Source organism: Herbinix luporum, from assembly GCF_900070325.1.
Lineage (GTDB): Bacteria > Bacillota > Clostridia > Lachnospirales > Lachnospiraceae > Mobilitalea > Mobilitalea luporum.
The window spans coordinates 807736-821750 of sequence record NZ_LN879430.1 but is presented as its reverse complement, the minus strand read 5'-3'; the positions used below and the strand labels follow the sequence as shown (position 1 = coordinate 821750).

Here is a 14015-nt window from a genome sequence, read left to right as displayed (position 1 = left end):
ACTGATTAAAAGTAAATAGTTTTATAAATTAATCTTTAAATCTATGCCCGTTCTTCAAGGCTTATCTCATCTAATTTAAAACGTTCTTTTGAGTCTAAAGGGAACCATGCTCTATGATTAATACTCACAGCGCCGTTAGAAATATAATCTAGCAAATTATTAATAAAATAAGCGTAGGACAAATCTTTAAGTTTATAGATATGCCATTTTGAGCATTCTTCATTTGTTATTGGGTCGTTTGTCCAATATTTCATAAAAAGATTTTTGCCTAGTACTAAATGATTAATATATGACCTACCACCTACATTAGTAATTTCACTTACTCGCTCTATCAAGTTTCTACTATATTCTCTTTCATATTCATATGAAAACAATCCTATAAAACAGTTTATATCTGTTACTAATTCAGCAATTCGATTTAATGTTAATAATGTTTCTCTCAAGTCAGTTATATTCTGCCTAGTTTTTGCCTCTATTACTGCTCTAACTGAATCAGGTGTAACAAATACTAGGTCACCTTCCTTAAATAATACAGGATATCTACTATCATACACTAAAATATCTACCTGGCTAGAACACTCTTCACCATTATGAATAAAACCTCTAGCAATTTTAATATGTTCAGGCGTATACCTTCTTATAACATGACGTAATACCGATTCTTTTAATTCACCATCTGTTGGAAAATGAGTTTCATTCATCAAAAATCTTATTCTATTTTTTGCCGAACAAATTTCTTCACCTATAGACTTATAGTAATTTATCAAATCCAAATTTTATCATCTCACAAAATCTTTTTATTTTTAAATTTAATTTTTATTTTTATCTTTACTCATGTTATATTTGATTTTGCTTAATTACAGTATAATACATTTTTTTACTTTATTCTATTTAATCTCTATACGCTCCTGGATATTGGATGCAATTAATATCTATTAAAATATTTCGCCTAAAAATTTGAATCTCGGAAGATGATATGTAAAATTACCTCCAAATCTCTAAAAGGATTTAGGGAAAGGAGGTGAACACATGGTTTCCGTAGACACAATCCGAGCATACACATATACCAATATTAATATAAATTACCTTATAAAGAATGGTTGGAGGAAATGGGTAAATAGAAAGGATGGTACTGTTTCTTATTTTAAGAAGGATAAGCATCTCCTATTTTGGTACTTTCCTCAGGGAATATTGTTGATTAAATTCAGTATTTCAAAATTTTATTACGGTACAAATGCTAAAGTATTTGATTTGAACAATGCTAGTCTAATTATTAAGTTGGTAAACCATAGAATTAAAAGGCTTTTTCCCTCAAGCAGTAGTATAGTTCCATTTGAGAATTGGACTTGCTCAGAGATTCATCCTTTTGTTCATTTACATGCAGATAATGTAAAAGATAAAATAACTTACCTGGAATGTCTCAAGAAATTATACTATCCCAGGCTGAAAAAACATACGTATCCAATGGGGATACAGGCTAGAAACAAAAGCCGTTCAATTAATATTTATAGTAAATCAGATGAAATAGAATTTAGGGCTGATAATAAGCCTTCTTCAATATCATTTCAGGATTTATCAATAAACAATATTGAAAATGTCATAAGATTTGAATATCAACTCAAAAAACACTCAGTAAAATACCACTTTAAAAATAACAGAAAAGTAAAAGATGTCCTGAGAAAAGATTTCTGCCAAAACATACTTTTATCAGTTATTAAAGACATCGGTCTTGATAATTCCTTTTTATACAAACAAGAAGTCATCAACAGAATTAAAAAGGAATTCAGTAAAGTAAAGGCTAGAAACTTAATAGAATTCATCACCTATTTCAACGAAAAACCTGAAGATTTTATTAATGCAAAATATCCGAAAAAAACACAAACCAATTATTTAAGAATATTAAAGGAAAAGAATATTAATTATGTCTTCCTTCCATATAAAGTAAGCCAAAAGATTGATTTTACTAATTTTGAAGAACCAACTAAGTCAACCCTACAATTTTCTCTTTTTAAAATATTATTGATAATAGCCCTTTTAAAATTTTGTAATATACCACAGAAAAAATATTATATAAAACCTGTAGCATTGACCTCAGTATTCACTACAGAGGCGTATTATTATGAAGATGGCGGTGGGTAATGCTTATATATCATAGGTAAAATTAACCCCTATTTGAAAATAACCATAATAAACCTTTTATATAATAACCATGTAATAACCTTTAACACGTGTTAAAGTTAAATTAATATGCATAAAGTCAAGGTCATTATGTATCTTTTTTAAATGAGATACACAATGGCCTATTTGTGCATGTGCTTCTACACAAGCATACTGTGTTTTTCTAATTTCTCAAGCATAATTTTTTGCTGTTTGGTAGTAAATTGAAAATAGCACAAAGTAGAGTTTACAGATTTATGTCCTAGCCAAAATTGAACTTCTTTTATATCCAAGTCTGATTCTGCTAGATGCACTGCAGTAGAATGTTTCAAACAGTGAAAATGCCATTTGTTTTCATCTTTGATTTTCGCCATTTGGCAGTATCGCTTCATTAAGTAGTCCAGCATTTTCCTGGAGATTGGATTTTGCTCCTGGCTCTTAAAAAGTACCTCTGATTCTTCTTTAACTCCATATTCTTTAATGTATTGATTTAGAATTTTAACAGTTTGTTTATCTAAGGCAATGGTATTATTCCAACTACTTTTCAATCGCTTACAGTATAATTCTCCTTTGGTTTTATTGTAATATTCCAATTTTAATAGCCCGATTTCCGTGGCTCTAAGTCCGCAGCGATATGCTACTCTAAAAATACATAAATTACGGAGTGCATGCCTATCACCAGAGTTTTTTATTGCATTAAATAACCTACTTAATTCATCCTGTGTAAAATATTTTATTGTGGTATCCATAACATCCTCCTTAAACTTGGACAATATATTCATAATGTCCAACTGTGATTCCCGCAAAAGCCTTGATATATCTGAGTTTATAGGAATGAATACTAAAACTTAATTGTATGTTGGACATTACTTACCAATATTTTAATCAGTATAAGTAGCCATTATTTTCTTTCTAGTTATTGCTTCTAAATTTAATTTAGCGCAATTTGTCCAAGTTGTAAGGTCCTTTTTCAAAATTTCTACTATTATTTTAAAATAAACTAAGCAAAAAGACTTTCAGGCTTACCCGAAAGTCTTTTTGCTATGCTTCCTTAAATGCTTCCTGTAAAACAGATTGCATTAACATTTCACTATCTTTTTTAGACTGCTCTATATTTTTTTCAAGTTCATCACATAAAGCCATTAATTGGTCTACTTTTTCTACAATGCGTTTTTGTTCGTTTAGTGGAGGTAAAGGTGCAATAGTATTTATAATTTTTTGCTTTGATATATTAGGCTGTGCCCCACCTGCACCTTGTCCTTTAAATTCTTCTCGCAAAGATAATAATAAATAAAATAAATATCTATTATAAACTTGTGAAAATGGAGTACAACCACAACATGCTTGGTTGGTAGTTGCTTCTACATTTAATATTCCAAGTTTGCCTATTGTGGCTCCATACATTGCAATTAAAATATCACCAGGCTTATTTAATCTTAGCGAACACTCTTTTAGTGCCAGTTCAGTGATTTTTTCTACTGAATCATCTATATATCCATCCTTTAACTCACCTGTTTTTAACCACAATATTTCACCATTATAGTATTTTGGATTACGCCTTGATGGTGTTGCTCCTGCTCCCCAGTCGCCAATATCACCTAACCTCACCCACTCCCATCCCTTTGGTAATTCATAGGGAATTTCATCTTCTGAAATAGGTGGCAGAGGTTTTTCTTTTTTAATTTTGCCTTCCTTTATAAGCCTTTCTTTTTCTTCTTTTATTCTTTCTAAAAGAACACTTGCCGGTTCATCATTAGGGTCTTGCGGCACAAGTTTCCCCTGTACGGCTTCTTGAAGAATGCTATGGCGGAGTTTTGATATTAAGATAGCATTTATTTCATTAGTTTCTTGTAATTGCATATGCAAATAGTAACATTCAAAAACTTTTTTTGAAAACTCGAATATTTGGTTGTCTAAATTAAAATTAAAAAATGATGGTATTTTACTGTCTTCTAAACATTTCATACAATAATTCATAAAAGATACGAATTCTCGCTGAATTTCAAAGTTAGGACATCTAACTTCAATATTTAATAATTTTTTCTGATTTAAAATAGGTAGAGTAGTAGAAGAAGATTTATCTTCAAACAAATTTTTTCTACATAACAAATAATAGAATGCATATTCTGGAAGTATTTTATCTTTAAATAATATTCCTGTTATTTGTTGATTTGAAGAAGCCTCTTTTTTTAATATACCTAATCTTCCTATATCACCAATACAAGTTATAAGCAATGTATTCTTTTTAAACACAGTTGCTTGTTTTTTTTCAACAGCCAAATTCGAGATTTTGTTTTGCGACTCAGATAAATACATTTCATATCCTATTTCATCTGGTTTAAACCATGAAAATTCTTCTTTATTATAATATTCTTTATTGTTTTTAGATGGTGTTTTTCCTGTTTTTATTTCATCCACATATATTTCTAATTTTTCTTTCTTAACATAATTTAAGAGATATTCTGTAAAATAATAACTAATATATGCAATGGGACTGTTAATATAATATCTAAACTTTTCAGATGCCTTCATTTTTTTACCACCATTTTAATTTTATTTATTAATGCAATTGATTTGTTAATGTTTGACTCCAATTTTAATATCAATTCTGAAGAGGATAAAATATCATCTGGTTTATCTTTATTAGGATTCTTAATATCCAGATTATAATTCCTGCTCTTTATCTCCTCTATACTAACCTTCCAAGCATATTCATTCTCTTCTCTGTTATTCCACCACTGTTTTTCAAGTTCAAACTCTTCATATCTTATTGGCTTTGTCTTTGTATATTTCTTATATCCTTCTGGTAATGGATGCTCAAAGAACCAAATTTCTTTTGTTGATTTTCCTTTTTCAAAGAATAGAAGATTAGTATTTATATCTGTATATGGAGCAAATACACCATTAGGCAGCCTTACTATTGTATGAAGATTAAATTCCTCAAGCAATTTCTCCTTTATGGTAGTCTTTACACCTTCACCGAAAAGGAATCCATCAGGTAGTACAATTGCAGCCCTTCCGTTATCTTTCAACAGATACATTAAAAGCACCATAAAAAGGTCAGCAGTTTCCTTTGTTTGAAATTGTTGCGGAAAATTTACCTGGATTCCATCTTCCTCAATTCCGCCAAAAGGTGGATTAGTCACAATAATATCCACTTTGTCTATAGGCTTATAATCCCTTACATTGCGAGTTAATGAATTGTCATGCCTTATCTTTGGTTCATCGATATCATGGAGAATTAAATTTGTTACTGCCAGCATGTAGGGTAAAGGTTTCTTTTCAATGCCTAATATGGTCTCCTGTAGAGTTTTTTCATCTTCTATGTTTTTTACTTGCTTCTTTAAATGCTCCAAGGCACAAACAAGGAAGCCGCCAGTACCACAGGCAAAGTCCAAAACCTTCTCTCCCAATTGTGGGTTAACCATATCTACCATGAACTGAGTTACGGGTCTTGGAGTATAGTATTCTCCTGCATTCCCTGCACTTTGTAAATCCCTTAATATGCTTTCATAGATATCATTAAATAAATGCCTGTCTTTTTGAGTTGTGAAGTCTATTTCATTTAACTTATTGATTACCTGCCTCATTAAGGTTCCAGATTTCATATAGTTATAGGAATCCTCAAAAACGGCCTTTACAATAAAAGCCTTTGGATTACTGTTTTCATCCAGTTCCATTTCTTTTAATTCTTTAAATAGTTTATTATTTACAAAATCTAAAAGTTCATCTCCTGTAATTCCTTCATCATCAGCAGCCCAATCCCTCCAGCGTAATCCTTCTGGAATAATTGGGGTGTAATCATCATCCATTAGTTCCCATTCCTCTTCTTTTGCATCAAACACCTTTAAAAATATCATCCATACGAGTTGGGATATTCTTTGGGCATCTCCATCTACGCCAGCATCCTGACGCATAATATCCTGAACTGCTTTTATAATTGCTGATATTGACATTTGTACATCACCTTCCTAATTATGCAGTGTATATTTCCTTTTCTAATTCTTTAATGGCTTCCAGATATTTTTGCTTTCCACCAAATTTCTTAACTATTTCAAGAGGAGAGCCAAATCTTTTAAAATCAGGAACCTTGAGTATTTCTAGGTTCTCAAGATTTTCAATTCCTTCGTCAGCATACTTTTCCAGCAGTGCTTCCAATACTTCCCTTGCACTTTCTCCGTATTTTGTAAAGTAGTTTCTCTTCTTTACATTATTAGCCCTTTCTTTTCTTGTGAGAGGAGGCATGTCAAAGGCTACATGACAAATTAAATCAAATGGGTCTAAATCCTTTCCCACTTCTTCTTTGAGTTCTTCAAGGAGTACTCCTCTTTCTTCTAATTCTTTTAATATGGCTTCTTTTCTCTCTGATTCATTCCATTTTCTTAGAAATTCATCAAGAGTTTTAAATTCATTTTTAATATTTTTCCTGGTATAAGATATTAATGACTCTGTTATAAGTTTGCCATCCTTGTCATAGTAATAAACTCTTTCATGTATTACCTTTACAGGAACATCATTTACATAATACTTGGCTGGAGTTTCATTAATCTCTCCTCCATCTATAATATCTGGTGGAATATTAACATCAGTGACATCACTTCCATTATTATCTTCATTTTCAATATCAGTACATGTACCATTATCTGAAGGCTCTTCTTCCTCCGTAGGAATTTCTCCTGTAGTTGTTTTAACGCTTACAGGGTCTCCATCAAAATCTGGGTCTGCAAATAATTTAGTGACTCCTCTGAAGTCTATTATGGTAAAATACTGTTTGCCATAATCCTCTCTTATTCTTGTACCTCTCCCAATAATTTGTTTGAATTCAATCATGCTATTAATATTAGCATCTAAAACGATGAACTGACAAGTCTGAGCATCCACTCCTGTGGTCATTAATTTACTTGTTGTAACCAAAACAGGGTATTTGCTAGCAGGGTCTATAAAATTATCCAGTTCAGCCTTGCCTTCTTCGTTATCCCCTGTGATTCTCATGACATATTTGGGATTCTCTGCTACTAAATCTGCATTTTCATTGACAAGTGCCTGCCTCATCCTTTCGGCATGCTCAATATCTACACAGAAGAAAATTGTCTTGGCAAATCTGGAATTATTCTTTTTTAAGTAATCAGACACTTTTTTGGCAACAATCTCTGTCCGGTTTTCAATGACTAAGTTTTTATCAAAATCCTTTATATTATATTCTCTATCCTCAATTTCAAAGCCATACTTGTCCCTTTTCCCTTTTTCCGGCCTATAACCTTCTACATCTCTATCCAATATTACTCTTATGACTTTGTATGGGGCGAGGAAACCGTCTTCGATTCCCTGTTTTAATGAGTAGGTGTAAATAGGTTCACCAAAGTATTCTATGTTTGATACATCCTTTGTTTCCTTCGGTGTTGCCGTAAGCCCTATTTGGGTGGCAGGATGGAAGTATTCTAATATTTCTCTCCAAGCAGAATCTTCTTTGGCGCTTCCCCTATGGCACTCGTCAATAATGATTAAATCAAAAAACTCTGGTGAAAACTGCTTATATACATTTTTAAATTCATCTTCACCTGAAATTCCTTGGTATAGGGCTAAATAAATTTCATGGGCTTTGTCTATTTTTCTATTGGTGATTTTCGTCATTTTATCGCCGAAATATTTAAAATCATTTGCCATAGTCTGGTCTACTAAAATATTCCTATCGGCTAAAAATAAGATTCTCTTTTTAGCCCTGGACTTCCAAAGCCTATAGATAATTTGAAAGGCTGTATAGGTTTTCCCTGTGCCAGTAGCCATGACAAGCAAAATTCGATTTTGACCTTTGGCAATTGCCTCTACCGTTCTGTTTATGGCAATGCGCTGATAATATCTTGGGCTTTTGCCATTTTGTTCAAAATAGTATTCCTGTGTAACAATTTCTTCTTCTCTTTCACTAAGCCCTTTTGCTTTCTTGTACCTGCTCCATAGTTCTTCGGGAGATGGGAACTGGTTAAGTGGTATTTCTCTTTCTTTACTGCCCACACTAATAGTTCTGTCATGTTCCAAAAATGCATCCCCGTTGCTCGAAAAAACAAATGGAATGTCCAGAATCTCTGCATATTTCAAAGCCTGCTGCATACCAGCCCCCACTGGATGCTTATTATCTTTTGCTTCTATAATAGCAAGAGGTATATTGGACTTATAATAGAGTATATAGTCCGCTCTTTTCCTTTCTCCTCTTGTAACCAATTTTTTTCTAACAATGATTCTCCCATCAGTAAAGGAAACTTCCTCTCTAATTTGTCTTTCTAAATCCCATCCTGCATTTATCAAGGATGGTGTTATGTACTTGGAGCATATATCCCTTTCAGATAAATCTTTCTTATTCACAAATATCACCCCAGTCCTAATATTTAAATCCTAAACATAGATGCCACACTTATCAATATTTTATCATAAGTGTCCAAGAATTAGCAATTTGAATAATAGATAGAATTAAAAATGTAAAAAAGGCATTATAAAAATGCCTTTTTTACAATAAATACCTTATTCAATTATTATATTAATCCTTAATGGAGGTATAATGATGGAATAATAGAGTAGTAAATCATAATGAACTATTTCAAGTATTTTATTAAAATTTTCGCTTCTTTACAAATTTTATTAATTATTAAAATTAATATAGAATTATTTTTTGCACTTTATTATCTTTCTTCTTATATAGGCTAATTTAATGACTTTTCATTCCATTTGCCTGTTTTAATAAGGTAACAATTAGTTATAACTGTTGTTTATCCAACAATTCTTTTAATATCAAAATCTTTGCCCTGCTTTGATATTGAAAAGTTTTTCTAATTGGTATTCCTAATTCCACTAGGCTTTTCTTTATCTCCCTTTGCACAACCTGCTAAATAGCATAGTAGATAGGAATATTATTTCATTTGTCCATTTCTGTACACAAATCATGGAAATTAGATTGGAGAATCTGTTCTCGGAGAACACTATCGATTTCAACCCTCCATTCTTTATTAAAGTAAATATCATTCATTGGTTTTTCAAATGCTTTAATAACATGGGCAATCCGTTCTCGGTTATTTTTCAATTTACATTTATAGAAATTGATTTTAAAGTAAAAAATAGCATTTTCAATTCGACGATAGGAATATATAGAATCTTCAAGACCGAGCAATTCTCTAATTTGATTTAAATTGAACGTTATTTCTTCGCCTAGTTCAATTTGGTGCCTTCCCAGAAATAAAATAACAGTTAAAGTTTTTAAATTGAAATTATTTGCATCAATCAAGATATTACTTTTGTCCCACACTTTTTTAAAAAAAGTTTCAAATTTTGTACTATCCATAGTAAACACCTTTCCAAATTAAATAAGACATATTATATCATAAAAAAATAAGGGCTTTCTTTAATCTAAAATGGTATTTTATTTTCTCTTCGAAGAACAAACTCGCAAGTAAAATAAAAATACTATCAAAAATACAAGCAAATGACTAGTTTGATATCATTCTTTGGATTTTCGTGTTGTTCTAAAAAAATTTTTTAGTTAAAAAATAAAATAAATAGTCCTTACCCATCAGGTAAGAACCTTTTCATTTTGCAGTACTTTTTTTAAGAAATACTTGAATTTAAATTCCTCATATGTTTTATCAAAGTTTTTGATTATTTCATCCAGCGTCATATTTTCCGATACTTGCTCAGTTTCCTCTAAACATTCATCAATAAGTTCTTCAATGAATTCATCATTACTCTTATCTCTGGTAGCATCCAATTCTTCTATATAATTCCGAAACCTGCTGCTCACATGACTTGATTCTATATCCTTTAGGTATTCTTCTACATCGCCATAATGCTGTTCTAATATATTCAATTCCTTCCCCTTTGTTTTGAGGTAGTTATTAAATTCTTTGAAATCCTGAACTCCAAGAATCTTGCAAAGCCCTACAGTACTGGAATACTGATTATATTCAATTTCTTTAATTTCTAATTTTTTTGGTCCATATCTTGCATTACTGATAGTGTTTATTACAATCCTTGAATAAACTTTTTCAAGTAGTTGTCTTTTTTGCAATAGTGGTAATGAAGAAAAATAGTCTTCTATATTGTCAAACTGTTCTTGTTCCCGACTTTCCTTTAACAGGGCTTCTTTACGTCTTTCTGCTTGTTTGATATTATTTTGCTGTTCCGTTATTAGTTGTTGAACTTTTGCAATATCAATTTCTGTGTCATTTATCATTTTCTGAAGCCTTTCATATTTAAAGGTTCCAGAATCCTCTAATAGTTGGCGTTCAATCAAAGTATCCAACTTTGATACTAACCTAGTTTTATTTTTCTCAAGTATCTTTATTTCATCTTTAATTTTGGCAATCTCCTTATCAAAAAGCATTTGTTCATCAGTTCCGTATTTCTCGTAAATATATTGCTGATATTCTTTAACTAACATAAATGCTTCTTTAAGTCGCTTAAAAAAATCTTCTTTTATCAGATTAAACGCTCGCTCTTCTTGTACTGAATAATAGCCATCGCAGTAGTTCCGACCCGCATTAAAACTATTGCATTTATAATATACTTTTGCTTTACCTCTTTTTCCATTGGCCAATTTAGGTGCTGGCTGTAGAGAGGATGTCATTCTTCCGCCACATCCAGGACATCTTAAAATATTTATAAACATTTTTTTATTTGCATCGTCAAACTGCTGTTTTGTAATCCCACGCATGGCATCTGCTGTATTTTCATTTACTCTAACTTTTCTTCTGCTGCGTAAACGCTCTAATGCTTCAAGAAAAACATCTTCCGGAATTATTGCTTGATGGTTTCCTAAAGGCAAATCATAAAAGTTTACATCAAATATAGTTTTCTTTTCCCAAACCCGCACACCTTCTTCTGTTTTTTTCTTCTGCCTACGTTTTGCCCAAAAAAGTCTCGAACAATATACAGGATTTTCTAAAATTTTTTGAACAGTTGCAGTTGCAAATTGTTTTCCCGCTCTTGTTTTATAACCATGTAAATTTAGGTGCTGGGCTACATTTTTTATACTATACTTTTCTCTAACAAACAAAGTAAAAATCAATTCTACTATAGGTTTTTCTTCTTCATTTACAATAAGCCTCTTCTTTATATCTCTTTTCTTTGTTTTGCTGTTTTGATTTTCTTGAAAGTTATTTTCTTGCTTTACTGAATAATACTCATATTTGTATCCATAGGGAGGCGGCCCTCCAAAATAATTCCCCGCTTCTACAGATTTACTCATGCCGTCAATTACCCTTTCCCTAAGTTGGTCAATAAATAACTCATTGAGCATGCTGTAGATACTTACCATAATTTTTGCATTTTGCCCATTTATATCCCCATTAAAAGCGCCATCGCAGGTGTAAAGTCTTAAATTATTTTCCTTCAATAATTTGAAAATCTGAAGTGTATGGCTGATACTTCTACTGATACGGCTTAAATCATAGCAGCAAATACCATCATACTGCCCTTTTTCTAACTTATCCAACAGTTCTTTTAATTGGTCTCTCTCTAGTATAGTTGTTCCAGATATTCCAGCATCACAATAGAAATCAATATCTGCATCATTATATCCTTTGCTTTTTAAAAGAAAAATGCATCTCTCTTTTTGCACATCCAAGGAATAAGCATCATCTGCAGCCTGTCGTGCCGATGAAACCCTTGTATATACTGCAATTTTACCCATAACAACATGCCTCCTTCCTGCGCTTCTCTTCTGTTCTTAGCATAACACATGAAAAGCACGGGTAATTTGGAGTCATGTATTCGGTAAATCACGGCTCCTTATTAATAATCCGATAAGACCTATAAATTTGCTCCAACAAAATAAGCCGCATCAATTGATGTGGAAAGGTCATTTTTGAAAAACTAAGTTGATAATGGGCCCGCTTTAGGACTTCTTCTGAAAGACCTAAGGAGCCCCCAATCACAAAACTTATATGGCTTTTTCCCGATACAAATAGTTTTTCCATATAAGATGCCAATTGCTCAGATGATAACATATTACCCTGAATAGCCAAGGCAATGCAAAAGGAATCCTCCTTTAGTACCCTTAATATCCTCTGGCCCTCTTTCTTTTTAATGGCTTCTTCCAAGGCTTTTCCTGCATTATCAGGAGTTTTTTCATCGGGAAGCTCTATAATATCCAAGGTACAGTATCTGCTAAGTCTTTTTTTATACTCATCTACTGCCATGGTTAGATATTTTTCTTTTAGCTTACCCACACAAATCAGAGAGACTTTCACTTGCCATATCTTCCTTTTCATTTTCTTTTATATATTCGTATAATACACCATTTTTTACTTTCTTAAGCTTATCACCTTTAAAGCCAAGCTTACGTAGCTCTTTTTGAAAATTATAAATCATAAAACCATGAAATACAATCAGTATATTTTCCTTGGACCAATCAATACGATCTAGGAACTCATGAATCCTTTTTCTGGTTTCCTCTTTGTTTTCAGGCTGGCTCTTTAATTTTAAATACCAAGCAATCCTCCCACATATATGCCATAAGGCAAATGGCAACTTAATTCTTTTCGTATTTATAAAAGGAGCATTGTCTACTTCTCTAAGAAGCTTGTCTATTATTATACTTCCCTTATATACTTCTTTGGCAGTTATAATTGCTCTTGGCATATCACTTACATAACAGACATCCCATTCTACTCCATTCATTTCAACCTTAGTTTTAATCACCTGTGATATATCATATCTTCTTGACCATTCAAGAAATTCCTGAGAGGTCATCATCTTTTTATGAGGACAATCGACTTTGAAATGCCTTAATAATCCTATTCTCATACTTTTCCCCTAATTAAAAATTTTATAATGATAAACTTAGTTACCATTTTACAAACAAACTTACTAGATTTCAAGCAAAAGAAAAAGCCATTTCAAAAAACATATATAATCTTTTGAAATGGCTTTATGTAGATATACTAAAACAAGTTCCTCTTTATTCTTTAACTCCACCGATAGTCAGTCCGGTTACAAAATATCTCTGTAAGAAAGGATAGAGACATACTATGGGAAATGCGGTAACCATAGTTGCAGCCGCCCTTACTGATTCCGGTGTTACCATGCTAGAAGCATGTTTTATTGCATTAGGATCTCCGGATTGCTGATTTATTGCAGACAACAGTTTCATCAGCTCATACTGTAAGGTTGTTAAATCCTCTCTTTGTGCATTGTATATCATAGCATCAAACCATGAGTTCCATTGACCTACTGCTACAAATAATGCCACTGTAGCTAATACCGGTTTACAAAGGGGTAATATAATCCTTAAAAATATTCTTATATGCCCCGCACCGTCAACTTGAGCTGACTCTACAAAGCTATCCGGCAGACCATTCATAAATGTTCGTATAACTATCATATTAAATGCAGATACCAAACCCGGAATTATATACACCCAGAAATTATTAGTCAAATGTAATTTTTGATATAATAACAGTGTCGGTATTATTCCGGCATTTACATACATGGTAAGAACATATATTAAGGATACCTGTTTATTAAAGTAAAACTCTTTTCTAGAAAGAATATAAGCAAGCATAGCAGTTACAAATGTTTGCAAAAAGGTTCCTATAACTGTTCTAAGTACTGATATATAAGCACCCCTCACCAAACTTTTCATATTAAACACAGCTTTATAATTCTGCAAAGTCCATTTTCTAGGTAAGAGTCGTATTCCACCTGTTAAAGTATCTACTGCTTCGTTAAATGATATAGCTAAGGTATTTAATATAGGATACAAAGTTACTACACAAAAAAGCGTTAGTACTATGGTATTTACAATAATAAATGCTATATCGAAAGGACTCTTTTTTATATGATTTTTGTTTTTTCTACTCAAGTTAATCCCTCCT

At 31.9% G+C, this 14015-nt stretch carries 11 protein-coding genes; 1 reads left to right on the top strand and 10 read right to left on the bottom strand.

Annotated elements, in window-relative coordinates; genetic code table 11:
• Nucleotides 1-41: 41 nt before the first annotated feature.
• A complete protein-coding gene (locus tag SD1D_RS03750; RefSeq protein ID WP_058257679.1) occupies nucleotides 42-773 on the bottom strand; it encodes a DUF6602 domain-containing protein in 732 nt (243 codons plus the stop codon).
• Between the two features lie 256 nt (nucleotides 774-1029).
• On the opposite strand from SD1D_RS03750, the gene SD1D_RS03745 reads away from it, so the two are divergent.
• Nucleotides 1030-2139 carry a hypothetical protein gene (locus SD1D_RS03745; protein ID WP_058257678.1) on the top strand — a complete coding sequence of 370 codons (1110 nt, stop codon included), beginning with the start codon at nucleotides 1030-1032 and terminating at the stop codon, nucleotides 2137-2139.
• A gap of 179 nt (nucleotides 2140-2318) precedes the next feature.
• Here the strand turns inward: SD1D_RS03745 and SD1D_RS03740 are convergent, their stop codons facing one another.
• The 9 genes from SD1D_RS03740 to SD1D_RS03700 form a co-directional block, all read right to left on the bottom strand.
• On the bottom strand, nucleotides 2319-2906 hold the full coding sequence (locus SD1D_RS03740; protein ID WP_058257677.1) for a tyrosine-type recombinase/integrase: 588 nt from the start codon (nucleotides 2904-2906) through the stop codon (nucleotides 2319-2321).
• Between the two features lie 292 nt (nucleotides 2907-3198).
• Nucleotides 3199-4689, bottom strand: coding sequence for a restriction endonuclease subunit S (locus SD1D_RS03735; RefSeq protein WP_087758753.1), 1491 nt, complete (start codon nucleotides 4687-4689; stop codon nucleotides 3199-3201).
• A complete protein-coding gene (locus tag SD1D_RS03730) occupies nucleotides 4686-6113 on the bottom strand; it encodes a type I restriction-modification system subunit M (protein WP_058257676.1) in 1428 nt (475 codons plus the stop codon). Before SD1D_RS03730 ends, SD1D_RS03735 begins: the two co-directional genes overlap by 4 nt.
• Nucleotides 6114-6132: 19 nt before the next feature.
• Entirely contained in the window at nucleotides 6133-8514 is a 2382-nt protein-coding gene (gene hsdR / locus SD1D_RS03725; RefSeq protein WP_058257675.1) for an EcoAI/FtnUII family type I restriction enzme subunit R, read from the bottom strand.
• A gap of 547 nt (nucleotides 8515-9061) precedes the next feature.
• Nucleotides 9062-9484, bottom strand: a complete 423-nt coding sequence (locus SD1D_RS03720; protein ID WP_058257674.1) for a hypothetical protein — start codon at nucleotides 9482-9484, stop codon at nucleotides 9062-9064.
• Between the two features lie 228 nt (nucleotides 9485-9712).
• Nucleotides 9713-11830: a recombinase family protein gene (locus SD1D_RS03715; RefSeq protein ID WP_058257673.1), complete on the bottom strand. Its 2118-nt coding sequence runs from the start codon at nucleotides 11828-11830 to the stop codon at nucleotides 9713-9715.
• Between the two features lie 88 nt (nucleotides 11831-11918).
• The gene (gene rlmH / locus SD1D_RS03710; RefSeq protein ID WP_058257672.1) at nucleotides 11919-12389 is read right to left on the bottom strand and encodes a 23S rRNA (pseudouridine(1915)-N(3))-methyltransferase RlmH; all 471 of its coding nucleotides are present in this window, start codon (nucleotides 12387-12389) and stop codon (nucleotides 11919-11921) included.
• Nucleotides 12361-12945, bottom strand: coding sequence for a histidine phosphatase family protein (locus tag SD1D_RS03705; RefSeq protein WP_058257671.1), 585 nt, complete (start codon nucleotides 12943-12945; stop codon nucleotides 12361-12363). The genes rlmH and SD1D_RS03705 overlap by 29 nt, the downstream gene beginning before the upstream one ends.
• Before the next feature lie 154 nt (nucleotides 12946-13099).
• On the bottom strand, nucleotides 13100-14002 hold the full coding sequence (locus SD1D_RS03700; protein ID WP_058257670.1) for a carbohydrate ABC transporter permease: 903 nt from the start codon (nucleotides 14000-14002) through the stop codon (nucleotides 13100-13102).
• Between the last annotated feature and the right edge of the window lie 13 nt (nucleotides 14003-14015).